Annotated in this window: 24 protein-coding genes; 12 read left to right on the forward strand and 12 right to left on the reverse strand. The window is 72.2% G+C overall.

The features are described 5' to 3' along the window. Positions 1–19: 19 nt before the first annotated feature. Positions 20–1,198 carry a baeRF10 domain-containing protein gene (locus tag FHR37_RS10870; RefSeq protein ID WP_092884344.1) on the forward strand — a complete coding sequence of 393 codons (1,179 nt, stop codon included), beginning with the start codon at positions 20–22 and terminating at the stop codon, positions 1,196–1,198. 14 nt (positions 1,199–1,212) lie between these two features. On the opposite strand, the gene FHR37_RS10875 is transcribed toward FHR37_RS10870, so the two are convergent. The 4 genes from FHR37_RS10875 to FHR37_RS10890 form a co-directional block, all read right to left on the reverse strand. Then, positions 1,213–2,358, reverse strand: coding sequence for an RNA polymerase sigma factor (locus tag FHR37_RS10875; protein ID WP_092884600.1), 1,146 nt, complete (start codon positions 2,356–2,358; stop codon positions 1,213–1,215). Between the two features lie 52 nt (positions 2,359–2,410). Next, positions 2,411–2,818: a YciI family protein gene (locus tag FHR37_RS10880; RefSeq protein WP_237768871.1), complete on the reverse strand. Its 408-nt coding sequence runs from the start codon at positions 2,816–2,818 to the stop codon at positions 2,411–2,413. 190 nt (positions 2,819–3,008) lie between these two features. After that, a complete protein-coding gene (locus tag FHR37_RS10885; protein WP_092884342.1) occupies positions 3,009–3,506 on the reverse strand; it encodes a pyridoxamine 5'-phosphate oxidase family protein in 498 nt (165 codons plus the stop codon). 200 nt (positions 3,507–3,706) lie between these two features. Beyond that, the gene (locus FHR37_RS10890; protein ID WP_092884340.1) at positions 3,707–4,639 is read right to left on the reverse strand and encodes a universal stress protein; all 933 of its coding nucleotides are present in this window, start codon (positions 4,637–4,639) and stop codon (positions 3,707–3,709) included. A 315-nt stretch (positions 4,640–4,954) separates the two neighbouring features. Here FHR37_RS10890 and FHR37_RS10895 point away from each other — a divergent pair, with 315 nt between their 5' ends. Further along, positions 4,955–5,566, forward strand: coding sequence for an Rv1733c family protein (locus tag FHR37_RS10895; protein WP_139239024.1), 612 nt, complete (start codon positions 4,955–4,957; stop codon positions 5,564–5,566). 24 nt (positions 5,567–5,590) lie between these two features. After that, the gene (locus FHR37_RS10900; protein ID WP_092884336.1) at positions 5,591–6,577 is read left to right on the forward strand and encodes an Acg family FMN-binding oxidoreductase; all 987 of its coding nucleotides are present in this window, start codon (positions 5,591–5,593) and stop codon (positions 6,575–6,577) included. On the opposite strand, the gene FHR37_RS10905 is transcribed toward FHR37_RS10900, so the two are convergent. Genes FHR37_RS10905 through FHR37_RS10915 form a run of 3 tightly spaced genes read right to left on the reverse strand, consistent with a single transcriptional unit; the run spans position 6,495 to position 10,844 of the window. Continuing rightward, a complete protein-coding gene (locus FHR37_RS10905; protein ID WP_092884334.1) occupies positions 6,495–9,125 on the reverse strand; it encodes a glycoside hydrolase family 65 protein in 2,631 nt (876 codons plus the stop codon). The genes FHR37_RS10900 and FHR37_RS10905 overlap by 83 nt on opposite strands. Beyond that, a complete protein-coding gene (locus FHR37_RS10910; RefSeq protein ID WP_092884332.1) occupies positions 9,100–9,990 on the reverse strand; it encodes an HAD family hydrolase in 891 nt (296 codons plus the stop codon). Before FHR37_RS10910 ends, FHR37_RS10905 begins: the two co-directional genes overlap by 26 nt. A gap of 50 nt (positions 9,991–10,040) precedes the next feature. After that, the gene (locus FHR37_RS10915) at positions 10,041–10,844 is read right to left on the reverse strand and encodes an HAD family hydrolase (protein ID WP_092884596.1); all 804 of its coding nucleotides are present in this window, start codon (positions 10,842–10,844) and stop codon (positions 10,041–10,043) included. A gap of 140 nt (positions 10,845–10,984) precedes the next feature. On the opposite strand from FHR37_RS10915, the gene FHR37_RS10920 reads away from it, so the two are divergent. The 4 genes from FHR37_RS10920 to FHR37_RS10935 all read left to right on the forward strand — a co-directional run bounded on the left by FHR37_RS10920 (position 10,985) and on the right by FHR37_RS10935 (position 15,313). Beyond that, complete coding sequence (locus FHR37_RS10920; protein WP_092884330.1) at positions 10,985–12,070, forward strand: Acg family FMN-binding oxidoreductase; 1,086 nt, start codon at positions 10,985–10,987, stop codon at positions 12,068–12,070. A gap of 5 nt (positions 12,071–12,075) precedes the next feature. Further along, positions 12,076–12,960, forward strand: coding sequence for a universal stress protein (locus tag FHR37_RS10925; protein ID WP_092884594.1), 885 nt, complete (start codon positions 12,076–12,078; stop codon positions 12,958–12,960). A gap of 142 nt (positions 12,961–13,102) precedes the next feature. Beyond that, positions 13,103–13,318 carry a hypothetical protein gene (locus FHR37_RS10930; RefSeq protein ID WP_092884328.1) on the forward strand — a complete coding sequence of 72 codons (216 nt, stop codon included), beginning with the start codon at positions 13,103–13,105 and terminating at the stop codon, positions 13,316–13,318. A 15-nt stretch (positions 13,319–13,333) separates the two neighbouring features. Continuing rightward, a complete protein-coding gene (locus tag FHR37_RS10935) occupies positions 13,334–15,313 on the forward strand; it encodes a DUF222 domain-containing protein (protein ID WP_330831781.1) in 1,980 nt (659 codons plus the stop codon). 72 nt (positions 15,314–15,385) lie between these two features. Here the strand turns inward: FHR37_RS10935 and FHR37_RS10940 are convergent, their stop codons facing one another. Continuing rightward, positions 15,386–16,276 carry a hypothetical protein gene (locus FHR37_RS10940; protein ID WP_139238895.1) on the reverse strand — a complete coding sequence of 297 codons (891 nt, stop codon included), beginning with the start codon at positions 16,274–16,276 and terminating at the stop codon, positions 15,386–15,388. Positions 16,277–16,476: 200 nt separating this feature from the next. Here FHR37_RS10940 and FHR37_RS10945 point away from each other — a divergent pair, with 200 nt between their 5' ends. The 4 genes from FHR37_RS10945 to FHR37_RS10960 all read left to right on the forward strand — a co-directional run bounded on the left by FHR37_RS10945 (position 16,477) and on the right by FHR37_RS10960 (position 19,024). Beyond that, positions 16,477–16,809, forward strand: a complete 333-nt coding sequence (locus tag FHR37_RS10945; protein WP_092882842.1) for an ArsR/SmtB family transcription factor — start codon at positions 16,477–16,479, stop codon at positions 16,807–16,809. Beyond that, positions 16,809–17,603, forward strand: a complete 795-nt coding sequence (locus FHR37_RS10950; protein ID WP_092882893.1) for a cation transporter — start codon at positions 16,809–16,811, stop codon at positions 17,601–17,603. The genes FHR37_RS10945 and FHR37_RS10950 overlap by 1 nt, the downstream gene beginning before the upstream one ends. A 111-nt stretch (positions 17,604–17,714) precedes the next feature. After that, entirely contained in the window at positions 17,715–18,377 is a 663-nt protein-coding gene (locus FHR37_RS10955) for a hypothetical protein (protein ID WP_175542454.1), read from the forward strand. Then, the gene (locus FHR37_RS10960; RefSeq protein ID WP_092882840.1) at positions 18,278–19,024 is read left to right on the forward strand and encodes a DsbA family protein; all 747 of its coding nucleotides are present in this window, start codon (positions 18,278–18,280) and stop codon (positions 19,022–19,024) included. Before FHR37_RS10955 ends, FHR37_RS10960 begins: the two co-directional genes overlap by 100 nt. Positions 19,025–19,175: 151 nt before the next feature. On the opposite strand, the gene typA is transcribed toward FHR37_RS10960, so the two are convergent. Together typA and sppA are read right to left on the reverse strand one after the other, a co-directional pair. Then, positions 19,176–21,041 (reverse strand): translational GTPase TypA, encoded by a 1,866-nt coding sequence (gene typA / locus FHR37_RS10965; RefSeq protein ID WP_092882839.1) that lies wholly within the window; start codon positions 21,039–21,041, stop codon positions 19,176–19,178. A 194-nt stretch (positions 21,042–21,235) separates the two neighbouring features. After that, complete coding sequence (gene sppA, locus FHR37_RS10970; protein WP_092882838.1) at positions 21,236–22,963, reverse strand: signal peptide peptidase SppA; 1,728 nt, start codon at positions 22,961–22,963, stop codon at positions 21,236–21,238. A gap of 237 nt (positions 22,964–23,200) precedes the next feature. Between sppA and FHR37_RS10975 the strand changes: the two genes are divergently transcribed. Then, on the forward strand, positions 23,201–24,220 hold the full coding sequence (locus tag FHR37_RS10975) for a TerC family protein (RefSeq protein WP_092882837.1): 1,020 nt from the start codon (positions 23,201–23,203) through the stop codon (positions 24,218–24,220). Positions 24,221–24,267: 47 nt separating this feature from the next. Here the strand turns inward: FHR37_RS10975 and FHR37_RS10980 are convergent, their stop codons facing one another. Both FHR37_RS10980 and FHR37_RS10985 read right to left on the reverse strand, forming a co-directional pair. Continuing rightward, a complete protein-coding gene (locus tag FHR37_RS10980; protein ID WP_139238893.1) occupies positions 24,268–25,254 on the reverse strand; it encodes a C40 family peptidase in 987 nt (328 codons plus the stop codon). A 5-nt stretch (positions 25,255–25,259) separates the two neighbouring features. After that, positions 25,260–25,952 carry an endonuclease V gene (locus FHR37_RS10985; protein WP_237768708.1) on the reverse strand — a complete coding sequence of 231 codons (693 nt, stop codon included), beginning with the start codon at positions 25,950–25,952 and terminating at the stop codon, positions 25,260–25,262. Positions 25,953–26,043: the final 91 nt, after the last annotated feature.

A 26,043-nucleotide genomic window follows, 5' to 3' on the forward strand; every position in this document is an offset into this window, starting at 1 on the left:
AAGGTTTCCGGGAGGAAGCATGATCGATGCCAGGCAGGTGGAACGGCTCCTCGGCTACCGCGATCCGGACGGGGCGGTGCTCTCGCTCTACGTCGACGTACCGGCCCAGCCGGTCGCGATACGGGAGATGCTCGTACGGGTGGACAACCTGCTCGCCGAGCAGGCCGACGCGGCCCGGGACGCACCGCACACCGTGCGGCGGGAGCTCGCCGAGGCGCGTACGTGGGTACGGGAGGCACTCGCCACGCACGTGCGGGACTGGCTCGGCCACGGCGTCGCCCTGCTGGCGGCACCGTCGCTCGGCCTGCACGAGGCGATGCCGGTGTCGTGGCCGGTGCACACGCGGGTGGTGGCCGACCGCCGTCCGTACGTGCGTCCGCTGCTGTCGGCGCTCCACCATGCCCGGCCGTACTACGTCGTGGTGGTGGAACGTCGCGAGGCGTGGATCTTCCGGGTGGACGGCGAGAGCATCGAGTCGGTCAGCAAGCTGGTCGGGGACGGCGTCCGCGACTCCTCCCACGCCGGCTGGGCGGGCTATGAGGAGTACAACACCCGCCACCGGGCGGCCGAGCTCGCCCGGCGCCACTACCGTTCCACCGCGGCGACGGTGGAGAAGCTGCTGGCGGCCAACGGCCGCGACCTCGTGGTCGGCGGCCACGAGGTCGGCATCGTGGAGTTCGTCGGCCAGCTGCCCGACGCCGTGCGGCGGCGCCTGGTGGGCACGTTCGTGGTCGACCCGCACACGATGACCGCGGGCGACGTCCGCGACCTCAGCGCCCGGGCCCGTGACCGACGCAGGCGCGAGCACGAACTCCGGGTGCTGGCCGAGGTCGCCGACCGGGAGGCGAACGGACTCGCGGTGAGCGGGATCGAGGCGTGCGGTCAGGCGGTCAACCGCGGGCAGGCGGCGATGCTCGTCGTACGCGACGACGCCGTCGTCGCGGGCTTCGACTGCGAGACCTGCGGCGAGCTGACACCGAAGGCGGCGGCGACCTGCCCGCACTGCGGCGGTCCGCTGCGCCCGGTGTACGACCTCGTGGACGAGTTGCTCGCCCGGGTCGTGCAGCAGGGCGGTCAGGTGGAGTTCGCGGACCAGGTGAGCGGAGCCGGCGGCTCCGGCGAGCCCGGCTCGGTCGGTCCGGCCGGGGAACCGGTCAGCGCGATGGTGCGTAGCCGGCTGGTCCGCCCGGATCGCTGACCGCCGGCCGGCCGTCACCCGCGCAGCAGGTGGCGCACCCGGGCGGCCTCCCGGGTGAGGTGGTCACGCTCCGGCGCGCTGGTGGCGGCCCGGGACGCCTCGGCGTACAGTTTCGCGGCCTGCTCGAGGTCGCCGGCCCGCTCGTGGAGGTACGCCGTCACCGCGGCGTAGCGCGGCAGCCGCGGACTCACCCCGGCCAGCGCCGCCATTCCCGCCCGCGGCCCGTCGGCCTCCCCGACCGCGACCGCGCGGTTGAGCCGCACCACCGGACTGCCGGTGAGGCGGAGCAGTTCGTCGTACCACTCCACGATCTGTACCCAGTCGGTCTCCTCGGTCGTCGGGGCGTCCGCGTGCAGGGCGGCGATCGCGGCCTGCGCCTGGTACTCGCCCAGCCGGTCGCGGGCCAGCGCCGTCTGCAGGACCCTCACCCCGTCCGCGATCAGGCGGGTGTCCCAGCGCGACCGGTCCTGCTCGGCCAGCGGCACCAGCCGGCCTCCCGGGCCGGTGCGGGAGGCCCGGCGCGCGTGGTGCAGCAGCATCAGCGCGAGCAGCCCCGCGGCCTCGGGTTCGCCGGTCAGGGCGACCAGCTGCCGGGTGAGCCGGATCGCCTCGGCGGCCAGGTCGACGTCCCCGCCGTACCCCTCGTTGAAGACGAGGTAGAGCATCCGCAGCACCGTGCCGAGATCACCGGGCTGGTCCAGCGGGAGCCCGGCGATCCGCCGCTTGGCCCGGCTGATCCGCTGCGCCATGGTCGCCTCGGGGACGAGGTAGGCGGTCGCGATCTGCCGCGTCGTCAGGCCGCCGACCGCGCGCAGCGTCAGTGCGACCGCCGAGGCCGGCGGCAGGGTGGGGTGCGCGCACAGGAAGTACAGCCGCAGCGTGTCGTCGGTGGCCGGTGCCGGCCCGGCGGACGGCTCGACCTCCACGGCGAGTTCCCGGTCCCGCCGCGACGCCTCGGCCCGGGTGGCGTCGAGGAGCCTGCGCCACGCCGCGGTGACCAGCCAGGCCTTCGGGTCCCGCGGCGGGTCGTCCGGCCAGGTCTCCAGCGCCCGGATCAGCGCCTCCTGCACGGCGTCCTCGGCCGAGGCGAAGTCGGCTCCGCGCCGGACGAGGACGCCGATCACCGCGGGGACGAGCTCCCGCAGTAGCGACTCGTTCACCACCACTTCACAACCACTCGTTCACACCACCCATGTGTGTGCAGCCGCTCGTTCAGTCGGTGACCGCGGGCGGCGCGGTGAGGAACGGCCGCACCTCGAGCCACTCGTGGATCGGCTTCCCACCGGGCCCGGGGGCGGCGGACAGGTCCCCGGCCACCTCGACCGCGCGGTCCCAGGACTCCACGTCGATGATGTACCAGCCGGCGATCAGGTCCTTGGTCTCCGCGAACGGTCCGTCGGTCACCGGCGGGCGTCCCTCGCCGTCGAAGCGTACGAACGTACCCTCGGGCGTCAGTGCCTGGACGTCGACGAGTTCGCCCTTCTCCTGCAGGCGGTCGCCGAAGTCGCGCATGTACTGCACGTGCGCGTCGACCTCCTCGGGCGTCCACTGGTCCATCGGCCCGTGGTCGACGACGGGGGCCGGGCCACCCCGGTAGTGCTTCAGCAGCAGGTACTTCACGTTCGTTCTCCTTCGTCTCGGCGTTTCTCGTTGCTTGTCGGTTGCTTGTCGGTCGGTCGTTCCCGGGACGGAGCCGTCGCGTCGTTCTCGACAACTTCTCGACAACAGGGCGCGGCTGATTCTGTCCGACCCGTCCCGGCGGCGCGTCCCGGCGGCGCGTTCGGGCGTGCCGCACCCGGGCGTCCCGTACTCAGGCGTTCTGGCGTTCGGCGCGCTCCCGGACCAGCTCCTCCACAGCGCTCGGGAGGGTCGTCTCGAAGTCGATCAGCTTCGCCCACGTCGGGGTCACCACGATCCGGACCATGCCGTCGTACAGCGAACGCACCTCGGCCTCCCACTCCACCCGCTGCTCGGCCGTCATCTGGTAGCTGCCGTTCATCTGGAGGTACTCCTCCGGAATGCCGTCCACGACGTCCAACTCGGCCCGGCCACGGATCAGCAGGATCTTCGGCGGGTGCACCTCGGTGTCGATCGTCAACGCCACGGCCGGACTGTGGCGCAGGGACGGGAGCTTCGGTGCGTTCTTCGAGGTGCACATGACGATGTGCGTGCCGTTCCAGGTGAACGCGATCGGCACGTTGCGGGGCGTGCCGTCCTTGGCGACGTAGGCCAGCCGGGTCAGGTCGCGGGCCAGCAGTTCCCGGCTGGTCGGGTGGTTCAGGATCTCGGTGATCTCGTTCGGCTGCACGGTCGGTTCTCCTTCTGGTCGAACGTTCGTCTGTGGCCGGAGGTTCGTCAGACGTACGCCGGACCTTCGTTCAGGCCCGTTCGCACCGCCCGTGGTGGGCGCTGGTGGTCCTGGGACGGAGCCCGGTCGGCGTTCTCGACACCCGACGCGTGCGGATTCGAAAAAACTTCTTCTCACCCCGGGAGATCCCTAGGACAGGCCTAGGTGCGCGGCACCCTGGGGAGCTCCGGGTCGTGGACGACGGCCACCGGGCAGGACACCCGGCGCACCACCGCGCGGGTCGTCGACCCGGTGACCACCTCCGACCGCGGATGCACCCGGCCGCCCAGCACCAGCAGGTCGGCCGGGCCGCTGACCCCGACCAGGGCGGACACCGGATGGGACCGCTCGACCAGCGTGGTCACCGGCACCTCGGCGTACTTCTCCCGCCACGGCGTGAGGGTCTGGGCAAGCGACCGGGTCACCCGGGCCTCGCGTTCGGCCACCGCCTCGGCCAGCGCGGCGGGGTTGTAGATGTACGGGTCGGCGAGGTCCCAGGCGGTCACGGCCAGCAGCGGCAGCCCACGTGCCGTCGCCTCCTCGAACGCGAACTCCACCGCCGTCTCACCGGCCGACGGCAGGTCGACACCCACCACCACCCGGGGCCCGTTCGCGCCGTTCGCCTCGCCGGCCCCGTTCGCCGCGAGTTGCGCGGGTACGACCACCAGGGGGACCCGGGCGTGCACGGCCAGGCTCATCGAGGTCGACCCGGGCAGCAGGGAGGACAGGCCGCTCCGCCCCCGCCGGCCGACCACGCACATCCGGGCCCGGGAGACCATCTCGACCAGGACCCGCGCCGGCGCCCCCTCGTACAACGCCGTGCCGACCACGAGGTCCGCGTGCCGGTGCCCGGCCAGGTGGGCCCGCGCCGCGGCGAACACCTCCCGGCCCTCCTCGTACATCGCGATCATCCGCGGGGAGGCGCCGTGAGCGCGCTCGGCGTGCCGGTGTGCCGAGGGCACGTACGCGTACACCAGACGGACCGGGCAGCGGTGCGCGGCCGCCTCCTCCAGCGCCCAGTCCAGCGCGCGCAGGCCGTTGTCGGATCCGTCGATCCCGACCACGATGGCCGGGTTGTTCCCCGGTCGCGGCATCTGTGCGTCCCCCTCGGCCCGGCGCTCCGGACACCTTCTCGATCGACGTCCCGATCAACGCTCCGATCGACGTTCAGCTCAACCCTGGCAGGAGATTCCGGGCGAGGTGACGCAGACTTCGCGGCCCGGGACGGTCGGCGCGAGATCACGGACCAAGTGCCCTGGGTGGTGCACCGTCCCACTGATGACCCTGAACGGTGGAGAGGTGTGGAGCCGCCGGGCGAACACCACCGGGCCGGTTACCCGCACGAGTCGTTTTCTGGAGGCAGCGGACAGGACGCGCATCGCGCGCAGGACGCGCCCGGGGAGGTCCGCATGGCGCGAGGCCGGCTGAGGCGGTGGACAGTCCTCGCCATTCGGCGGCTGGGCTGGAGCCGGAACCCGATGTGCCGCGCGTCGGACCGCGTGGAGGGTCTGCTGATCGCCGTGACCCTGATGGCGGCGCTGCTGGCGATACCGGTCGCGATCGGCATGGGCCGCGGCGCCTACGACGACGGCGCGGCCAGGTCGGCGGCCCAGCAGGAGGCCGGCCACTGGGGTACGGCGAAGTTGCTGGAGTCCGCGCCCGGCTCGGTGGACCCCGGGCAGGACGCGCCGAACCCGGTGACCACCTACGCCCGTGCGCGCTGGCAGGGACCGAACGGCTCCTGGTCGGAGGGGGACGTGCCGGTGCGGGCCGGCACCGACGCGGGCTCGACGGTGCGGGTCTGGGTGGACGCCGCCGGCCAGGTGACCAAGCCGCCGCTCACACCGTCCCAGTTGTCCGACAAGGGCGTGGCCACCGCGATCACCGCTCTGATGGGTCTCGAACTCGGCATCGTCGTCTGTTCGCTGCTCGCCCGCTGGTCGCTGGACCGGCGGCGGCTCGCCGCCTGGGGGCAGGAGTGGGAACGCGTCGCGCCGCGCTGGAGCCGCAAGTACCACTGAATCGCCGCTGACGAGGAGCTCGGGATGTTCGTGACTCTGGATCTGCGTAAGCACGCCGAGGAACTGGTGAGCACGGCCCGGCTGGCGCCCTCACTCCACAACGCCCAGCCGTGGGCTTTCCGGGTCAACGCCCGCAGCGTGGAGGTGTACGTCGACCGCTCCCGTGCGGTGGCGGTGGTCGACCCCGACGACCGGCAGATGCTGATCGGTGTCGGTGCGGCGATCTTCGCGGTCCGGCTGGGAGTGAGTGCCCTCGGGTCCGAACCCACCGTGTCGTTGATGCCCGGGGACGAACGCGGCGACCTGGCCGCGGTGGTTTCCCTCGGCCCGGACCACCTGCCGTCGATGGCCGAGACCCGTCTGCTCCAGCACGTGCCGCTGCGGCGCACGATCAGGTCCCGGCTGGATCCGGACGTACCGGCGCGGACGAGGAGCGTGCTGGCGGGGGAGGCCGAGCTGGAGGGCGCCCGGCTGCGCTGGATCACCGAACGCGCCGAACGCGGGGTGCTGTCCCGGCTGGTCACCGCCGCCGAACGCCGGGAGCAGGCCGACCCGAAGTTCCGGCACGAGCTGGCCCGCTGGGTGGGCGGGGAGGGGCCGCTGTACGGCACCGGACTGCCCGAGGCGGTTCTCGGCGTGTCCGCCAAGGCCGGCCACGAGGCGGACTTCCCGATGCGGGACTTCGCCGGTGGCCGACGCCGGCTGTCCGCCTCACCCGGCCGGCCGGAGCGCGATCCGGTGATCGCGATCCTGTTCACCGAGGGGGACCGCCCGGTGGACTGGCTGCGCGCCGGCCAGGCGCTGATGCGGATGCTGTTGTGGGCCTGCGTGGAGGGCCTGGCCGCGTCGTACCTCAACCAGCCGCTGGAGCTGCCCGACCTGCGTACCCGCGTCCGCGACGACCTGGACCTGCCCGGGTTCGCCCAGCTCATCCTGCGGTTCGGCCGTCCGGTCTCCGGGCTGCCCCTTCCGACGCCGCGGCGGCCGGTGGCGGAGCTGCTGCGCCGCTAGCACCCGCGCCGCCGGCACCCACGCCGCGAAGGCCCGCGCCGCGGGGCCGGCCGGGCCGGCGTACCCGCCAGGACTGTCCGGGGCGCAGGGTCGTCTGCTCGTCCTTCACCGCCACCGTGATCGGCGCGGCGGCGGACCGCCGCAGCCCGATGCGCACCTCGTCCTGGGTGCAGTGCACGGTGACTCCCCAGTGGCCGCGGTAGCGCAGCTGGAGTTCGAGGTCGGCGAGCTCGCGCGGCAGCCGGGGGTTGAGCCGGAGCACGTCGTCGCGGGTCTCGATCCCTGTGTAGCAACGCTGCAACAGGTCGACGCACCCGGCCATCGCACCCAGGTGGACGCCCTCCGCGGTGGTGTCCTGCGCACCGCCCCGCACGTCGGAACCCAGCGCCTGCAGGAAGAACGCCCACGAGCCGTGCCGGTCGGTGCGGGCGAGGACCCACGCGTGCACCACGGCGCTCAGGGTGGACCCGTGGGACGTGCGGTCGAGGTGGTACTCGATCGTACGCAGGATCGTCGCCGGGTCCAGGTCGTATCCGAGCTGGTCCATGACCTGTGTCAACTCGTCCTTGCCGAGCAGGAAGAACAGCATCAGAACGTCCGCCTGCTTGGAGACCTGGTACCTCCGGACCGAGTCGCCCTCGGCCTCCAGGATGCGGTCCAACCGGCGGATGTCGCCGTACTTCGCGCGATATCGCGTCCAGTCCAGCTCCGCGAGCTCGTCGTACCCCTCGAACTGCCCGATGACGCCGTCGTGGAACACCACCCGCAGCCGCCGGCTCACCTCGTCGAACCGGTCCAGCTCGGCGTGCCGCAGCCCGAGCCGCGCGGACAGCTCGCTGCGCTGGTGGGCCGGGATCAGGGCCAGCGCGTCCAGCGCCCGGCGCAGCACCCACGCGGCCATGACGTTGGTGTAGGAGTTGTTGTCGATGCCCGGCCGGCTGGCATCGGGATAGGCGTCGTGGTACTCGTCCGGCCCCATCACGCCCCGGATCTCATACCGGCCGCCGGCCGCGTCGCGGGTCGCCAGCCCACTCCAGAAGCGCGCGATCTCGACCAGCATCTCCGCGCCGTGGGTGGCGAGGAAGGAGGCGTCGCCGGTCGCCTCGTAGTACTTCCAGACGTTGTACGCCACCGCCAGCCCGACGTGGTGCTGCAGGTGGGTGTTGTCCGGAACCCAGCGTCCCGACAGCGGGTTGAGGTGCACCCGCTGCGTCTCGTCCCGGCCGTCGCTCCCGCTCTGCCAGGGATACATGGCGCCGCGGTGGCCCGCTGCCCGCGCGGCCAGCCGCGCCTGGGGAAGGCGCCGCCAGCGGTACATCAGCAGCGCCCGGGCCACCTCGGGCAACCGCAGCAGCAGGAACGGGAAGACGAACAGCTCGTCCCAGAAGACGTGCCCCCGGTAGGCCTCGCCGTGCAGCCCGCGAGCGGGTACGCCGACGTCCAGCTCGACGGTGTGCTCCGACAGCGTCTGCAGGATGTGGAACACGTACAGGTCCAGCGTCTGCTGCGGCCCGCCGTCCACCACGGTCCGGCAGCCACGCCACAGCCGCGACCAGGCGAGCTCGTGCCGGGCCAGCAGGTGCTCGGGCCGGCCGGCACGGCGCGCGGCGGCACAGGCGGCGGTCAGGCTCTCGGTGATCGCCCGGTCCCTGGAGGTGTGGATCGCCACCGTCTTCTCCACCGTCACCGCCTCGCCGCGCTCCACCGCGAAGGTCAGGTCGAGGCCCGCCCAGCGCGGCCGTTCCTCGAACCGGCGTTCCACCTTTCCCACGCTGCCCCTGCTGCCCCCGCCGCCCACGCCGCCCACGCCGCCGACCGGTCCGGCCGCGCCGTGCACCCGTACTCTCGCCGCCTCGGCGATCCGTACCCGCGACTGCGCGGTCTCTACCTGCAGCCACAGCAGGTCCTGCCCGTCGTACCCGGCGGTCACCGGCAGCAGGTGGTCCCCGGCCAGGTCGGCGTAGCGGCGTACGCCCCGGTTGGCGACGGTGCCGTCCAGCGCGGCGCGCACCTGCATCCGCCCGGACCAGTCCTCGGGTTCGAGCACGGTCTCCAGCACCGCGAGGTGCGGGTCGTCCATGGAGACCCACCGCCGTTGCACGAGCAGGGTGGTCCGCCCGGCGTCGTCGCGGAACCGCACCCGCCGGGTGAGTACGCCGCGGTAGATGTCCAGCTCCTGCCGGAAGTCCAGGACGTGCACCCGGTCCAGGCCGAACCACGAGCCGTCTGTGCCGTCCGGGGTCTCCGGGGTCTCCGGCGTCTCCGGGGTCTCCGGGACGTCCTGGTCGCCGACGGGGCGGAAGGTCAGCGGCAGCCAGTTGGGCGCGTTGACCAGGTCCTCGTTCTCCACCACCCGGCCGGCGACCCACGACTCCAGCCGGTCGTAGCAGCCGGCCAGATAGGTGCCGGGGTAGTGCACACCGTCGGCCTGGGACTCGGGGGCGGCTCCGCGGGTCGCGACGTAGCCGTTGCCGAGGGTGCACAGCGCCTCGCGCAGCCCCTCCCGCGCCGGGTCCCACCGGTCATAGGTCAAGGCCGAATGGCTCACGTCGTCTCCCGATGACCCGCACCTGCGCGAGATCCGCCGCTGTGATCGCGGACCCGGTGTCGCCGGAGCCGAACCCGTTGTCGCCGGAATCGGTGCCGCCGGAACCGTCGGGAGCCGCGGAGCCGTCGGGTGCGGGGCCGTCGGGTGCGGGGCCGTCGGGGCCGGTGACCGTGAGCACGGTCCCGAAACCCGCCCTCCGTCCGGCCCGCTCACCGTCGGCCGAGGCCACCAGCAGCCCGGCCTGAGCCGGCGGGATCGCCAGCCGCCGGGCCGCCGCGGCGAACACCTCGGATCCGCCGCGGAAGACCCCCGCCGGCACCACCCGCCCGCCACCTGACGACCCCGGGGCAGTGGCTCCGGCGCGGGCCCGCGCACCGTCCAGGACCGCGTCGAACAGCCGGCGTACCCGCGCCGCCGCCACGATCTCGTCGCAGTGGCCGCCGGTGCACACCGCTGCCGTCCGCGCGCCGCGGGCACGCAGCTCGTACAGCAGCTTGACCGCGACCGGATGCGGAGGTACGCCGTACCGCGCGATCTCGGTCAGGAAGCTGCGCGTCTGGCAGTCGGCCAGCGACGACACGCTGTGCTCCGTACCGTTGTCGGGCAGGTCGATGCCCCGGTCGGCGAGGAAGCCCCGCAGCCCCGCGATCCGTGGCCGGCCGGCGAAGTGCCGCAGATAGTCCTCGCGTACGTCGAACGGCGCGAACGCCACCCCCACCGTGCGGCCGTGCCGGCGCAGGAAGGCGTCCAGGCAGCGTTTCCAGGCGGCGGCGTGCGTCCTGGCGGTGTCGGGTACCACGACGTCGACCTCGAACACCACGGCCCCGATCCGGTCGAGGCGCAGAACCGTCGGCTCGGACGTCATCGGCGCGTACCTCCTGGTCCGCTTCGTCGGGCGGGCGAAAGGGGGCCTTCTCACCGATGGGCGAGCAACTCCTGCCGGCATCGCCCGGAGAGTACGAGTTCGGCCAGGTCGCGCACCACGACGTGCGCGCCGCGACGGTAGAAGTCGTCGGCGCGGGCGTACCTGTCGACCGCGACGACCGGTTCGAAACACCCGTGCCAGCCGGCCTCCACCCCGACCAGGCTGCCGCTCAGCACCGCCGTACGCCGCGGGGAGACGCCCAGCCGGTGGGTCGCCTCCAGCAGCAGGCCCGGGTCGGGCTGCGCCGGCAGGCCGAGCAGCGCGGCGTCACCGCCGTCCACGCACACGTCGAACAGGTCCGCGATCCCCGCGGCGGCCAGCAGCTGCTCGCAGCCCCGATCACCGGTCACGGCCGCGAGCCGTACGCCGCGGGCGGCAAGGTCGCGCAGCAGGTCGACAGAGGCGGGATAGGCGCTGACGCCGACCCGCCGTACCTCCTCGCCGAAGCAGGCGTCCTTGTGGTCGGCCAGCGTGCGCACCGTCTCCTCACCGGGTTCGGGGGAGTGGTCGGCGAGCGTGATGCCGCGGGCGGTCAGGAAGCCGCGTACTCCCTCGGTGGTGGTCCGGCCGGCGGCGTAGCGGAGGTAGTCACCGGGCAGTTCGAACGGCGGGATCCGTGACCCGCCGCCGGGACCATCCGCCTCGAGCCCGGCCCGGCGCCCCCGCCTGCGCAGGAAAGAGTCGAAGGTGCGCTGCCAGGCGGTGGCGTGCAGGAGCGCGGTGTCGACCACCACGTCGTCCAGCCCGAACACCGCGGCGTCGAGCCGGTCCAGGTGGAGGGTGGGCGAGTTCATCCGCACCCGCTCAGCGTGGCGGCCGACCGGCGGAGCGGACGAGAGGCTTCGGTCATGGGCCACCGGGACCTTCGCCCGCTGCCCAGCGGTGTCGTGCGAAACGACCCTGAGAACGGGCCGGCCAACAGTGGAGGTGTGCGTTGCTCGTCGGAGATCTCGACCAGACCGAGCGGGACACGCTCGTCGGGGCGGCGGTGCTCGCTCCGTCCATGCACAACGCCCAGCCGTGGTGCTTCCGCTTCCGTGGCCGGTCGGTGGAGGTCCACCGCGACCCCTCCCGGGAACTCGCCGCGGAGGACCCGGAAGGTCGGATGACGCTGATCGGGGCGGGTACGGCGCTGCTCAACCTGCGGGTGGCCGCCGCCGCGATCGGGGCGCACACGACGACGTTGCTGTTCCCCGACCCGGACCGGCCGACCCTCGTCGCCCTGGTGAGCGTGGGCAGCCCGAGTGAGGACGCCGGGCAGCTGGCCGCGTTGTTCCCGTTCCTGCCCAGGCGGCGTACCAACCGGCAGCCGTTCACCGAGCGGGCGGTTCCGGACGAGGTACGCACGGACATCGGCCAGGCGGCCGCCGGTGAGGGCGTACGGCTGGAATGGATCGACGACCGCGACCGGCAGCGCTGGCTGATGGAGCTGGCCACCGACGCCGACATCGCCGAGGCCGACGACCCGCGCCGGCTGGTCGAACGTCAGGTGTGGGTGGGCGGGCAGCGCACCAGCAGCGGCGTTCCGTCCAGTGCGCTCGGGCCGCGGGCGGAGGGCAGTTCCCCGGTCCGCGACCTGGCCGTGGACCCCGGTGACCGGCTCCGCCCGAAGGGGAAGTTCGAGGACACGCCGACCCTCGCCGTCCTGTCCACCACCCGGGACACCCCACAGGACTGGGTCACCGCCGGACAGGCTCTGCAGCGGGTGTTGCTGACCGCGACCACGCACGGCGTCGCGGCATCCCTGCTGAACCAGCCGATCGAGCACACCGACCTGCGCTGGCTGGTCCGCGACCCGCGGTCGGGCTGGACCGAGCCGCAGATCGTGCTGCGGTTCGGGTACGGACCGGAGGTTCCGCCGACCCCACGCCGGCCGGTGGCGGAGTTCATCCTGGCCGAACGCGACCCCGACCCGGCGCCGCCCGATCCGGCCGGCCCCGGCACGCCCGGGCAGACAACCGGGCAGACACCTGGGCAGAGCGTGCCCGAGCCGCGAGCCCCGCAGGACCCGGAGGAGTGACCCGCATGTCCACCGAAACACCGAAACCGGTCGTGGTCGGCGTCGACGGTACGCAAGGCTCGCTTGACGCGGTGGCCTGGGCGGCCGACGCCGCGGCCCTGCGCAAGGCGCCCTTGCGGTTGGTGCACGCGTTCGCCTGGCCGCTGCTGCACATCCCCACCGCGATGTGGGAGATGGGTCCCGAGGGTGGGCTGCGCGCCCACGCGGACTCACTGGTGGAGGAGGCGGTACGAACGGCGCGGGACGCGGCACCCGACATCGAGATCGCGACCACGGTGGAGACGGACTTTCCCCTTCCCCTGCTGGTGGATCTGAGCGGCGACGCGACGTACGTCGTGGTGGGTACGGCCGGCCGTGGTTCGGTGGCCGATGCCCTGGCGGGTTCGCTCACCATCGAGCTGTCCGCACGGTCCCAGGCTCCGGTCGTGGTGGTCCGCGGCACCCTGTCACCCGAACGCGCCGACAACCTCGTCGTCGTCGGGGTGGACGGATCTCCGCTCGGCGCGGTCGCGGTCGAGGCGGCGGTGCAGGAGGCGGCCCGCCGGCACGCACGACTGCTCGCCGTGCACGTGGTCCGGCAGGGGCGGGGCGCACGGTCCGGTGCCGCCGACACCGCCGCCGGGCTGCGCCTGCTGGAGGAGTCGCTCGCGGGGTGGCGGCACAAGTACCCCGACCTGCCGATCGAGGAGCGGGTACTGATGGGCCACGCCGCCGGGCACCTGATCGAACTGTCCGCATCCGCCGGCCTGGTCGTGGTCGGTGCGCGTGGACGTGGCGGCTTCACCGGAATGCTGCTGGGCTCGGTGAGCCAGGCGCTGCTGCACCAGGCACAGTGCCCGGTCGTCGTTCTCACGCGGGAGTGCCGCGCCAGCACGACCGCCGCCGCGTAGGGCGGCGTCCTCCTGTTCGACCGGGCCGGCTTTCCGACCTTGCCTCGACCAGGTTTTGTCCACAGGTAGCGGATCGGCGCTGTTTCGGGGTCTCTTTTGTGGACAACGGATCCCTGTCGGTGGTGGTCGGTAGCATTCGTGCATGAGTTCGACAGTGCAGGATCCTCCGGGCTGGGACGGCGGCATCGACGCCGAACAGCGGCTGGAGGCTGCGCTGCTCGAGGTCCACGCCGTTCTCGGTGACGCGCTGGCCGCGCCGAAGTTGTCGTTGCGGGCCGAGCGGATGGGCCGGCTGTTCGACCTGCACAGCGCCGACGAGGCGATGATGTCCGCGCTGAAGCTGCAGCTGGTCCGATAGGCCGAGGCCTGTGACATCGGCAAAACCACGGGTGCGGCGACCACGGCGGCGTGGCTGCGTAACAGTCAGCGGATGGGCAAGAACGACTCCTACGCCACCGTCGCGCTGGCCCGTGACCTGGACCGCACCATCACCCTCACCGCCCGGGCACTGGCCCGCGGGGAGTTGTCGTTTCGGCATGCGCAGGTCATCGCCGGGGCCATCAAGGACCTGCCCAAGTGGGTCAGCCTCGAACAACGCGCGGCGGCCGAGGAGTACCTGATCGCGGAGTCGCGGCGGCGTAACCCCGACGACGTGCGGATCCTCGGCTGGCACCTGTTGCGGGTCATCGCACCGGAGGAGTGGGAGGAGCGGCTGGGGAAGGAACTCGACGCCGCCGAACGTGCCGCCGAACGCAGCCGGTCCCTGTTCTACCGGCCCAACGGTGTTCCGGGTTCGGAGACGGTGGTGATCAGGCTGCCGGTGCTGGAGATGGAACAACTCCGCAAGATCATCGAAGCACTCGTCGCCGCCGACAAGCGCGCCGAACCCGACGACCGGCCGCTCGACCAACGCCGCGGTGACGCGTTCGCCGAACTCGTCGCCGCGATGGCCGAGTGGGAAGCCTCACCCAATCGTGGCCGCGGACGCGATTGCGTCACCGTCCTGATCCACCTGCAGCAACTCATGAACGGCATCGGGTTCGGCACCATCGACGACCTCAACCCCGTCCGCCCCATGCCGTGTGGCTGCCAGACCCCCGACGCCAAACGCCAGGCACAGCGCCAGAACGCCGAGCGCAAGGCCCGCAAGAACGCCAAGCGCAGCAAGACTTCCGAGTCCGGGGAGTCCGGGGAGTCCGGGGAGTCCGGGGAGTCCGGGCGGGGCGCGAGTCGCGGCGGCACCACAGACGCCGAACCCGGCGAGCGTGCCGGCGATGGCGAGAGCGCCAAGCCCGACAAGGCCGAGACCACCAAGCCGGGTATGAGTCCCGGCACCGAGGCCGCCACGTCTGAGGACGCCGAGCCCAGCAAGGCCAAGGCCAGCGAGACCGCCGACGACGCCGACGGCACGAGCGGCCCCGGCGAAACCGCCGAGGCTGCCGACTTCGGCGACCCGGACGTGAACAGCGATCCCGTCCAGGCCAACAGCCCGGCCGGTACCGATGCTCCGGAGGCGGCTCCCACTGCCGCGGAGACCACAGCGGCTGCCGGGAAAGATCAACCAGACAACGAGAAACCACCAACCGACCAGCCGGACCCGCCGACCGGGGCGGCGGAGCGGATACCCGCACCGCGAGAACCCGGCCAGCCCCCACAACCGAACACCGCCACCGGAACCGCCCCCGAAGCTGAACCGGGACCCGGGCACGACCCGGAACCCGAACCACACAACGGGAATCCGGAACCACATACCGGACCCGAGGACTGCAACCTCGGAGCGGAAGACGATGACGCCGAACCCGAATTCGAGGAGGGTGCGGCGGAACCGGAGGCTGCCCTCGACCCCCACGCCTCAACCGACGGCTACGACCGCGGCACCCCTATCGACAACGGCTCCATCGATCCCCGCGACGGTTGCAACAAGTGCGGCGGTGGCGGATCGGCCCGCATCTCCGGCCTGCGCGGGGAGCCGGTCTCGGTGGCGACGATCCGGAGGATGGCGTGCGACGCGAACGTCATCCCGGTGGTCCTCGGCGGCGACGGGGAGGTCCTCGACGTGGGGATGGCCGACCGGTTCTTCACCGAAGCCCAACGCCGGGCCCTTGCCGTCCGCGACGGGTCCCACTGTCACTTCCCCGAATGCCAGGTGCCAGAACGACGTTGCGTCGCCCACCACATGACGGCTTGGGACGACTTCGGGCCGACCGATCTCGCGAACGGAGTGCTCTTGTGTAAGTCCCATCACACGTTCGTGCACCACAAGGGCTGGCAGGTGCGGATGGGCAGCCACGGCCACCCCGAGTACATCCCGCCCGAGTGGGTGGACGTCCACCAGAAAGTTCAGCGACCGTGAACGTGCGCACGCATGTCTGAGCACCGGCGGACCGGGCGGAGTGCCCGTCGGGCACCGTCGGGCCGGGCGCAGTCAGTCGGGGCGCCATGCGGTTTGGTACGGGGACGTCGGCAGCCTGTCCGGACTCGCGTACAGGAAGTCCGCATTGTCCTCGCGGAGGACGGTGACGCCCTTCACCCAGAAGAACCACCGACCTGGCCGCCCGCCCGCGTCGCGCCAGGTGAACTCGTGCACGATGCTCCCGTACGCCACGTCCGCCGCGCCCTGATAGGCCGGTCCGGTCCAGACGAACCGCCCGTCCCGCCGGGCGACCGGCGCGCGGCACGCGTAGGTCCTTCCGTGCCCGGTTGCACATCCCTGCGGGCACCGGCCGGAGAGGTACAACCGTTCACCCTCGATCCCAGCGTCGCGGATCCCCGGACCGCTGGCCGTCAGGACCTGTCGCCGGCTGACGGTCAACGGACCCTGGAGCCGGTCCTCGACGAACAACGTCACCGTGCCGAGCGTGACGCGGCGGCCGTGGTCGTCGATGCCGTACCGGATGGTGAAGTCGCCCTCGGCCCACTGCTGGGACAGCCGGGTCCAGCAACCGACCGGCAGGCACTGCCGCTCGCCGTACTTCGTCAGCAGCGAGGCCATCACCGGTCCGTGGCGAAGTGTCAACGCCGCATTGGCATCGACGGCGGCCTCGGGCGCGGGACAGGCCCAACCGTCGACACTCCCATCGGCATCGGCATCGGCATCGGCATCGGCATCGGCATCGGCATCGGAGCCGGCGTCGACGTCGCGGTCGACGACACCAACGGCGTCGGGGCGGGCCGGTCCGGTACACGAATCGGCGGCTACCGCCGCTGGGCTGGCGCGGCGTGGGTGATAGACGGTCACGGCGACGACCGCGGTGGCGAGCACCGCGAGCAGGCCGGGCAGCACCAGTACGGTGAGCAGCAGTCGGTGATCTCGCATCCCGGGGTCCGACCTCCCCCGGACCGGGGCTGGTGAAACTGTGGGACCCGGAACAGCCGAGTCCGTAACCGCTGCCCAGAGCAGCCGAGTCGGGAACCGCCGAGCCCTGGAAGAGCCGAGCCAGAAGCGCGGAGCCGCAACGCCCGGCGGGGCTGAGTTCAGCTTGAGCTGAGTTCACAGTTCCGTGTACTGTCCCGAACATGCTCAAGGTCGCCACCCACGCCGAGGTGCTGTCGAGGTTCGGGCACGCGCTGTCGGATCCCACCAGGTCACGGATCCTGTTGGCTCTGCGCGAAGGCCCGGGCTACCCGGCAGACCTGTCGGAGCTGCTCAACGTCTCGCGTACGAACATGTCCAACCACCTTGCCTGCCTGCGCGGCTGCGGCCTGGTCACCGCGGTTCCCGACGGGCGCCGGACACGCTACGAACTCGCAGAGCCGAGCATTGGCCACGCACTGGGCGACCTGCTCGGCCTGGTGCTGGCGGTCGACCCCGCGGCCTGCCCCGACGCCGACACCGAAGGGTGCTGCTGATGGCGGCCCTGACCGATCGGATCGCCGACAGGGTCTTAACCAGCCGGCTGACGGTGGCCTCCGACACCGAACACCGGAGCCAACTTGCCCGGCGGGTCCGGCTGCTGGTCGCGGCGACGATCACCTACAACGTGATCGAGGCCGTGGTGGCGATCGCGGCCGGGCACGCCGCGTCCTCCACCGCGTTGATCGGCTTCGGGCTCGACTCGGTGATCGAGGTGAGTTCCGCGGCGGCGGTCGCCTGGCAATTCTCCGCCCGCGACCACGCCGTCCGCGAGTCCCGCGAGAAGGTCACCCTGCGCATCATCGCGACCTCCTTCTTCGCCCTCGCTGCGTACGTCACCGTCGAGTCCCTGCGCGCCCTGGTCGGTGGCGAACAGGCCGCGCACTCCACCGTCGGGCTCGTCCTGGCCGCCCTCAGCCTCGCCGTCATGCCGGGCCTGTCCTACGCACAGCGCCGCGCCGGCCGGCAACTGGGGTCGGCGAGCGCGGTCGCGGACTCCAAGCAGACCCTGCTGTGCACCTACCTGTCCGCCGTCCTGCTGGTCGGGCTCGCGGTCAACAGCCTCTTCGGCTGGTGGTGGGCCGACCCGCTCGCCGCGCTGGTCATCGCCGCGGTCGCGGTCAAGGAGGGACGAGAGGCCTGGCGCGGTGACGCGTGCTGCGCGGTGCCGGTGACCCGCCTCGCCGACGTCCAGGTCGACCCGGCCGGCCAACCGGCGGAGGACGCGTGCGGCTGCGGACCCGGGTGTGAGTGCTGTGGTTCGGAGCGTTCCGCGGGGCCGGATCGTTAGGCTCGACGGAGGCGTCCAGACCTACAGGCGCGCTCAGGCGCTGAGGCGGGCGAGGCGACGGGAGTCGGGGACGTCGGTGAAACCAGGACGGCAGCACGAAGGTCCGATGCGATGAACCCGGGAGCCGGCGCACTTCGCGGCGCACGTGGCGCACTGCTGGCCGCCCTCACCGGGATGCTCGCGGTCGCCGGTCACCTCGCCGGAGGCGGGCACCTTCCGCCCCTGCCGAACCTCCTCGCCACGGCGGTCCTGCTCGGAGCCACCTTCGCCGCCCTCGCCGGCAAACAGCGCGGACCGGTGCACCTCCTGCTTGCCGCGATCGGCTCGCAGCTGCTGTTCCACGCAGCGTTCGTACTGGTCGGCCATTCCGGTGACCGGCTGCTGCCGGACACCCACCTGCTCACCGCCCATCTGGCCGTCGCGGCCGTACTCGCCGTGCTGGCAGCACACGCCGACACCATCTGGTGGGCTCTGGTCCACCTCGTCACCCAAACCCGGATCCCTTGCCTGGTGGCGATTCCCGTACCGATCCGGAGTTCCACCCGCCCCTGCTACGTCTCTCCCGTCCAGCCGCGGGTCCGTCTCGACGCGGACGCCCGTGCCCTGCGCGGCCCGCCGGCACGCCGAGCACGACCCGGCCGCCGGACCCCCATGGACGAGATTGGACGTACGTCATGTCGCAAGGAAACGACCGCGCCGCCCGCCGCGCCAAACTGGAGGCGCTGCGAGCGGCCGAGCAACGAAAGAAGAGCCGCACTGTCGCCCTCGCGGTGATCGGAGCCTTCGTCGCCGTGGCCGGCGCCGTGCTCGCGATCGCCTGGCTGAGCGACGGCGACGAACGACGAACGATCGCCACCGGCAGAAGCAGCGGCGCCGGCAGTGCGGCGGACTCCCGACTGGTTCGCGCCGACAGCCACCGGCTTTCGGAGGCACGCGGCAGCGACGTCACGCTGGTGGAGTTCCTCGACTTCGAGTGCGAGGCCTGCCGGGCCGCCTACCCGATCGTGGAGGACCTGCGCAAGGAGTACGCCGGGCGGGTCACGTTCGTCGTGCGCTACTTCCCGATCCCCTCCCACTTCAACGCCGAACGCGCCGCACGTGCGGTCGAGTCGGCCGCGCAGCAGGGGAAGTTCGAGCAGATGTACAAGCGGATGTACGAGACCCAGACCCAGTGGGGCGAACGGCAGGTACCCGCCGACCAGACCTTCCGGGGATTCGCGGCGGACCTCGGCCTGGATCTCGCCCGCTACGACAGGGACTACGACGATCCCGCGACCCTGAAGCGGATCAGGAAGGACGTCGCGGACGGCGAGGCGCTGGGCGTCTCGGGCACTCCGACGTTCTTCCTCAACGGCAGGAAGCTGACGCCGAGCTCCTACGACGACTTCCGCAACGCCGTCGACGCCGCCCTCGCGGAGTAACCCCGGCAGTGATTCCGGTAAGTGTCCCGTAAGCGTCGAACCGGCCCGGCAGTTCAGCCGGGCCGGTTCGAGGTGGATCGTTTGGCCAGATTGTCTACGCAGGTTGTTCCACGCGGACGCGGTACGGCGGCGACAGAGGTCGGTCCCGCACTCAGCCGCGGCGGGCGCGGGCGCGCAGCTTCTCCCGGTCGGTCTGCGCCAGCGCCATCTTGCGCAGCCGGATCGCCGCCGGGGTGACCTCCACGCACTCGTCCTCGCGGCAGAACTCCAGCGCCTGCTCCAGCGCCATCTCCCGCGCCGGCACCAGGCGTTCGAGCTCGTCGGCGGTGGAGGAGCGGACGTTGGTCAGCTTCTTCTCCCGGGTGGCGTTGACGTCCATGTCGTCGGGCCGGGAGTTCTCCCCGACCAGCATGCCTTCGTAGACCTCGGTGCCCGGCTTGACGAACAGCGTGCCACGCTCCTGCATGTTGAAGCAGGCGTACGCGGTGACCGAGCCGCGCCGGTCGGCCACCAGCGAGCCGCGCGGACGCGTCCGCAGGTCGCCGGCCCACGGCTCGTACCCCTCGAACACGTGGTGGATCAGGCCGGTGCCCCGGGTCTCGGTGAGGAACTCGGTGCGGAACCCGATCAGGCCACGAGCGGGTACGAGGTAGTCCAGGCGTACCCAGCCGGTGCCGTGGTTGACCATCTGCTCCAGCCGGCCCTTGCGCAGGCCGAGCAGCTGGGTGACCACGCCGACGTACTCGTCCGGCACGTCGATGGTGACCCGCTCCACCGGCTCCATCCGCTTGCCGTCGACCTCCTGGGTGACGACCTGCGGCTTGCCGACGGTGAGCTCGAACCCCTCCCGGCGCATCAGCTCCACGAGCACTGCCAGCTGGAGCTCGCCGCGGCCCTGCACCTCCCAGGTGTCGGGCCGCTCGGTGTTCTGCACCCGGATGGAGACGTTGCCGATGGTCTCCGCGTCCAGGCGGTTCTTCACCAGCCGCGCGGTGACCTTGTCCCCGCTCTGACCCGACAGCGGCGAGGTGTTGATGCCGATGGTGACCGAGATCGACGGCTCGTCGACCCGGATCACCGGCAGCGGCTTCGGGTCGTCGGGGTCGGCCAGCGTCTCACCGATGGTGATGTCGGCGATGCCGGCGATCGCCACGATGTCGCCGGGGCCGGCCTTGTCGGCGGGTACGCGGTCCAGCGCCTCGGTCATCATCATGTCGCTGATCCGGACGCGTTCGACCGACCCGTCGGCCCGGCACCAGGCGACCGTCGCGCCGCGGACCAGCTCACCCTGGTGGACGCGGCACAACGCGAGCCGGCCGAGGTAGGGGGAGGCGTCGAGGTTGGTGACGTGCGCCTGCAGCGGCGCGCCCTCGGTGTAGGTGGGCGGCGGCACGGTGGACAGGATCGTCTCGAACAGCGGCCGCAGGTCCTGGGTGTCGGGGACGGTCCCGTCGGCCGGCTGCTCCAGCGTGGCCTTGCCGGCCCGCGCCGAGGCGTACACGATCGGGAAGTCCAGCGCGGTGGCGTCGGTCGAGGGGTCGTCCAGCAGGTCGAGGAAGAGTTCGTATGTCTGGTCGACCACCTCGGCGATCCGGCTGTCGGGCCGGTCCACCTTGTTGATCACCAGGACCACCGGCAGCCCCTTGCGCAGCGCCTTGCGCAGGACGAACCGGGTCTGGGGGAGCGGGCCCTCCGACGCGTCGACCAGCAGGAGCACGCCGTCGACCATCTCCAGGGCTCGCTCGACCTCGCCACCGAAGTCGGCGTGGCCCGGGGTGTCGACGATGTTGAGCGTCACCGGGCCGTCGGGGGTCTGCCAGCGGACCGCGGTGTTCTTCGCGAGAATCGTGATGCCCTTCTCGCGTTCGAGGTCCATCGAGTCCATGACTCGTTCGTTTACGTCCTGGTTGTCCCGGAACACTCCGGACTGCCAGAGCATCGAGTCGACGAGGGTGGTTTTTCCGTGGTCGACGTGGGCGATGATCGCGACATTACGGAGGTCGGAGCGGGTTGCCATGCCCGCCATCTTCCCTGACGCGCGGGGCCGGGGCGCGCACGGGTCACCCCGAACGCCGCGACCTGTCGATCACCGGCCGGGTTCGGCACTCACCGTGCTCCCTGGTGCCCCTCGCTACGCCTCGCCACCTCTGTCGTTCGTCCCGCCCGCGCTGGGCACTACGGTCGCCCGGCGCTCCGGTCGTCCGGCGCTCCTCAGCGCAGTTCCCACAGCACGGGCGCGGTGAGCACGCCGGCGTGGCCGAGGCCGAACGCCGAGGTCAGCTCGGCGAGCATCCGGGCCGGGCCGGACGTCGCCGGCAGCCCCAGACCCTCGGTCAGCCCGGCACCCAGGCCGGCACCCAGCCGCGCGGCCAGACCCGCCCCGAGCCCGGCAGCGGCAGTCGCGGCCCGCTCACTGGACTCCGGCCCGCGCAGGCGTTCGACCATCCCGACCCGGGCGGGGTAGCGCAGCGCGGCCTCCTCCCGCCCGATCCCGACCCGCGCACAGGCGATCTCCACTGCGCGTTCGAACCCGCCCAGCTCGTCGACCAGACCACGCTCGCGGGCGTCGGCGCCGGTCCAGACTCGGCCGCGGGCGGCCTTCTCCACGTGGTCGCGCGACAGGCCGCGGTCGACGGCGACCTTGGCGGTGAAGTCGTCGTACACCTGGTCCAGCCAGTCCTCCAGCCGGCGCCACTCGTCGGCGGTGAACCGGTGGTACGCGGAGAACATCGCGGCGTTGCGGCCCTCGGTCACTCCGTCACGGGCGATGCCCACCCGGTCCAGCATGTCGCGGACGACCGCTTTGCCCCCGAACACCCCGATCGAGCCGGTGAGGGTGCCCGGCTGGGCGACGATGCTGTCGGCCGCCATCGACACGAAGTACCCGCCCGAGGCGGCGACTGTGCCCATCGACACCACCACGGGCTTGCCCGCGTCCCGGACCCGGACGACCTCCCGGCGTACGGCGTCGGAGGCGACGTAGGAGCCGCCCGGGCTGTCCACCCGCAGGACCACCGCGCGGACCTTCGGGTCGGCGGCGGCGGCCCGCAGCGCCCCGGCCGCGGTGTCGGAGCCGATCGAGGTGGAAGCGAGGCCACGGCGGCTCGACCGGCCCAGGTGGATGGGCCCGGTGCCGTGCACGACGGCGACGCCGGGGGAACGCTGGAGCCGGGCCAGCGCCTGGCGGGGCTCCAGCTGCCGGGCCTGGCGGTAGCGCTGGACGTAGCGGAAGGTGACCTCGCCGAGCCGCCGGCGCAGGTCGGCGTAGACCTCGTCGCGATATCCCAGCCGGTCGACCAGCCCCGACGCGAGCGCGTCCTTCGCCGACAGCGGCGAACGGTCGACCAGCTCGCGTACCTGCACGGAGGACAGCTTCCGGTGGGTGACGATCCCGTCGACGACCTGCTCCATCGCCGATGCCGCCAGCCGCCCGGCCGCCTCCCGGTGCGCGTCGCTCATCTGCGTTGCCAGGAAGGTGTCCGCGGCATTCTTGTACTCGTGCCGGCGCGACATCTCCGGCACCACGCCGAGCTTTGTCAACGCGTCCTTGACAAAAACGGCCTCCGCCATGATGCCGGTCAGGCCGAGGTCACCGGACGGCTGCAGCCACACCTGGTCGAACGCCGACGCGAGGTAGTAGGGCAGCGTCCCCGGACCGAACTCGCCGTAGGTCTCCGACCAGGCGACCGTCGGCTTGCCCGCGTCGGCGAACACCCGCACCGCCGCCCTCAGCTCCTGCACCTGCGCGAACGTCGGCCCCTGCCCGCCCACGTGGGCGACCAGACCGGTCACCGACGGGTCGTAGGCCGCCAGCCGCAACCCCTCCACCAGGTCCCGCAGCAGCGGGCGGCGCCGGTGCAGTACCGCGCCGATGGGGTCCTGCGGCGGCGACTCCAGGAGGGGAACGGTCAGGTCCAGTTCGAGCACCGTGGAGGTCATGGCCCCACTTTAGGGCGTTCGCAACTCACCCCAGGAGGGCTTCCCGGGCCCCGGTTGGCCTGATCGCCCCGGGTACGTGACAATGGGGGCGCATCGTGAGGGGAGTATTCCTTCGCGGCGGCATCGTCATCACGGTCAGTCGGCCTCCGCGTCGGCCTGCCCGGTGCCGTCGGCCCGCAGTCCGGGCGGAAGAGACCTCCGAGGGAGCAATCGTTTCTTCTCTCGGAGGTTCAGCGCGTGACCATCCAACCCTGGGTCTGGTTCGCCACCATCGGCGTCCTGGTGGCCGTTCTGCTCGTCGACGTCCTGGTGATCGGCCGCCGGCCGCACGAGCCGTCGATGCGGGAGTGCACCACCTGGATCGGGATGTACGTCGGGCTCGCGGTGGTCTTCGGGATCGGCGTCTACTTCTTCGCCGGTGGGCAGTACGCCGGGGAGTTCTTCGCCGGGTGGATCACCGAGTACAGCCTGTCGATCGACAACCTGTTCGTGTTCCTGGTCATCCTCACCAGGTTCGGCGTACCCCGGGCATACCAGCAGACCGCGCTGCTGATCGGCATCATCCTGGCGCTGGTCATGCGCGGCATCTTCATCGCGCTCGGCGCCGCGGCGATCAACACGTTCGCCTGGGTCTTCTACATCTTCGGCGCCATCCTGATCTACACCGCCGTCCAGTTCGTCCGCAGCGGCAACGACCACGACTCCGACTACAAGGAGAACGTGCTGATCCGCTGGGCGAAGAACCACCTCCCGGCGACCGACCAGTACAACGGCGTGAAGCTCACCCTGGTGGAGAACGGCAAGCGCCTGGTCACGCCGATGCTGATGGTGATGATCGCGCTCGGCACCACCGACCTGCTGTTCGCGCTGGACTCCATCCCGGCCATCTACGGCCTCACCAAGGAGCCCTACCTCGTCTTCGCGGCGAACGTCTTCGCGCTGATGGGGCTGCGCCAGCTGTACTTCCTGATCGGCGGTCTGGTCACCCGGCTGGTCTACCTGCCGATCGGGCTCGCGGTCATCCTCGGCTTCATCGGCGCCAAGCTCATCATGCACGCGCTGCACGAGAACAACCTGCCGTTCCTGAACGGCGGCGAGCCGCTGCACTCCGTTCCCGACATCGGCATCGCGGTGTCCTTGTCGGTGATCGTCGGCACGCTGCTGGTGACCACCGTTGCCAGCCTGGCGAAGAGCCGCCGGACCGAGCGCCGCGAGCGGCAGGAGGAGCCGGCCCGCAGCGGCCGGTCCGCCGACTGACGCCGGCTCACGCGACCGGCCGACCGACGCCGGCCGGTCGTCCCGGCTCAGTCGGCCAGCCGGCCGGCGAGGTCGAGCAGCGTGGTCAGCCGGTCGGCGGTCATCTGCTCCTCCCGGATCTGCTGGCCGGTGCCGGGTGCGTGCAGGAGCGTCCCGTCCGAGCCGGGACCGTCGGCGAACCCCACGTGGTGGATCGACTTCTCCGGGCGGGCGAAGAAGTACAGGTCACCCGGCCGGGCCTCGCCCGCCGGGACCCGCTTCGCCGCCTCGGCCTGGTCGTGGGCGTCGCGGGGGACGATCCGCCCGAGGGCGCGGAACGCGATGTGCACCAGCCCCGAACAGTCCAGGCCGAACGCCGACATGCCGCCCCACAGGTAGGGCAGGCCCACGAACCGCCGAGCTTCAGCGAGCACGGCCTCGGCCCGGACCTGTGCGCCGTCACCGGTCGGCCGGACCGTGCAGGCCCGTGCGTCCACCCATCCGGAACCGCCGCCGGGCAGCGCGACCCGCACCCGCGGGCCGAGCCCGGCCTCTGTCGACCCGGCCTGCGTCGATCCGGTGCTCTCGGCGTCGCCGGGCTCGGCGAGTACGGGAAGGATCGTGGCGTAGGTGAGTTCGGCGGGCAGGTCGTCCCGGCCGCTTTCCGGGTCGGGCTCGAGGTGTACGGACTCGACGGTGACGACCGCCTCCCTGCGAGCCGGGGCTGCGGCCTGCGCCACGTGTGCCCGGGGCACCCAGCCGGGGTAGCCGCGCGGGTCCAGGTCGGAGGGCTGCCAGGGCGCGACCACCCGTAGCCAGTCACCGCGCTCCTCCAGGACCTCCACCGGCTCACCGGCCAGCAGCTGGGTGAGCACCCGGTCGTCGAGGTCGCGGCGGGCCGGCACGTCCAGACCGGCGGCCCAGCCGCGCGGGTCGGGTACGGCGGCCACGATCGGGGCGTCGATCTCGCGGGGCGCGTCGGGGCCGGTCCACAGGCAGGTGGCGGCGACCCGGACGGCCGACGTCGCGGAGACGGAAAGATCCGGAGCGGGCATGCCCGTCACCGTAGTGCCCGGGCGCGTCGGGCGAGTCGGCGCGCCTCCCGCAGCGGGACGGGAGTGCGGGCGGTTCCCGTGGCCTGTCGTACGACCTCCACGGCGGTGCCGGGATCGGTTCGCCAGCCGGCGTGGGCGACCAGCGGACGGCGACCGGCGCGGGTGCGTACCCACGCCCCGACCGGTGCACCCGCCAGCGTCAGCGTGCCGGCGGCGCCCGCCTCGTCGGCCGGCCAGTCGCCGGTCGCCAGCAGCGGCCGGTGGGTGACGCCGACCGTCGGCAGGTCCAGGGCCGCGCCCAGGTGGTACGCCAGACCGGCCGCGCGGGGATGGTCGCGCCCGGTCGCGTTCACCAGCAGGACGTCCGGGAGGACGGACAGCTCCGACACCGCGGCCGCCAGTGCCGGGCCCTCCCGCATGGCCAGCAGCCCGGCGACGTAGGGGGCGCGTGCCCGGTCGCCGCGGACGGCCGAGGCGATCCGCCGCCTGTCCTCGTACGTCACCGCGGCGACCCATAGCGGATCACCGCGCTCGCCGAAGCCCTCCACCCCGCGGGGGAAGCAGCAGAAGCAGCCGCCGATCCGGATCGGGCGATCGGCGGGCGGCCGCCAGGGCGCGGGGGAGCGGGCGCCGAGCTCGGCCTGGACCGCTGCGAGTTCGGCCGGGCCGTCCGGCCACCAGCGTTCGGGCACACCCACGTGTCCAGCAGACCAGATCGCCCCCCCGCGGCACGCGACTTCTGCCACGCGACTCCAGCAGTACGAGTCCCGGCGGGCGGATCCGCACCGC

The organism is Actinopolymorpha cephalotaxi (genome assembly GCF_013408535.1).
Taxonomy (GTDB): Bacteria; Actinomycetota; Actinomycetes; order Propionibacteriales; family Actinopolymorphaceae; genus Actinopolymorpha; species Actinopolymorpha cephalotaxi.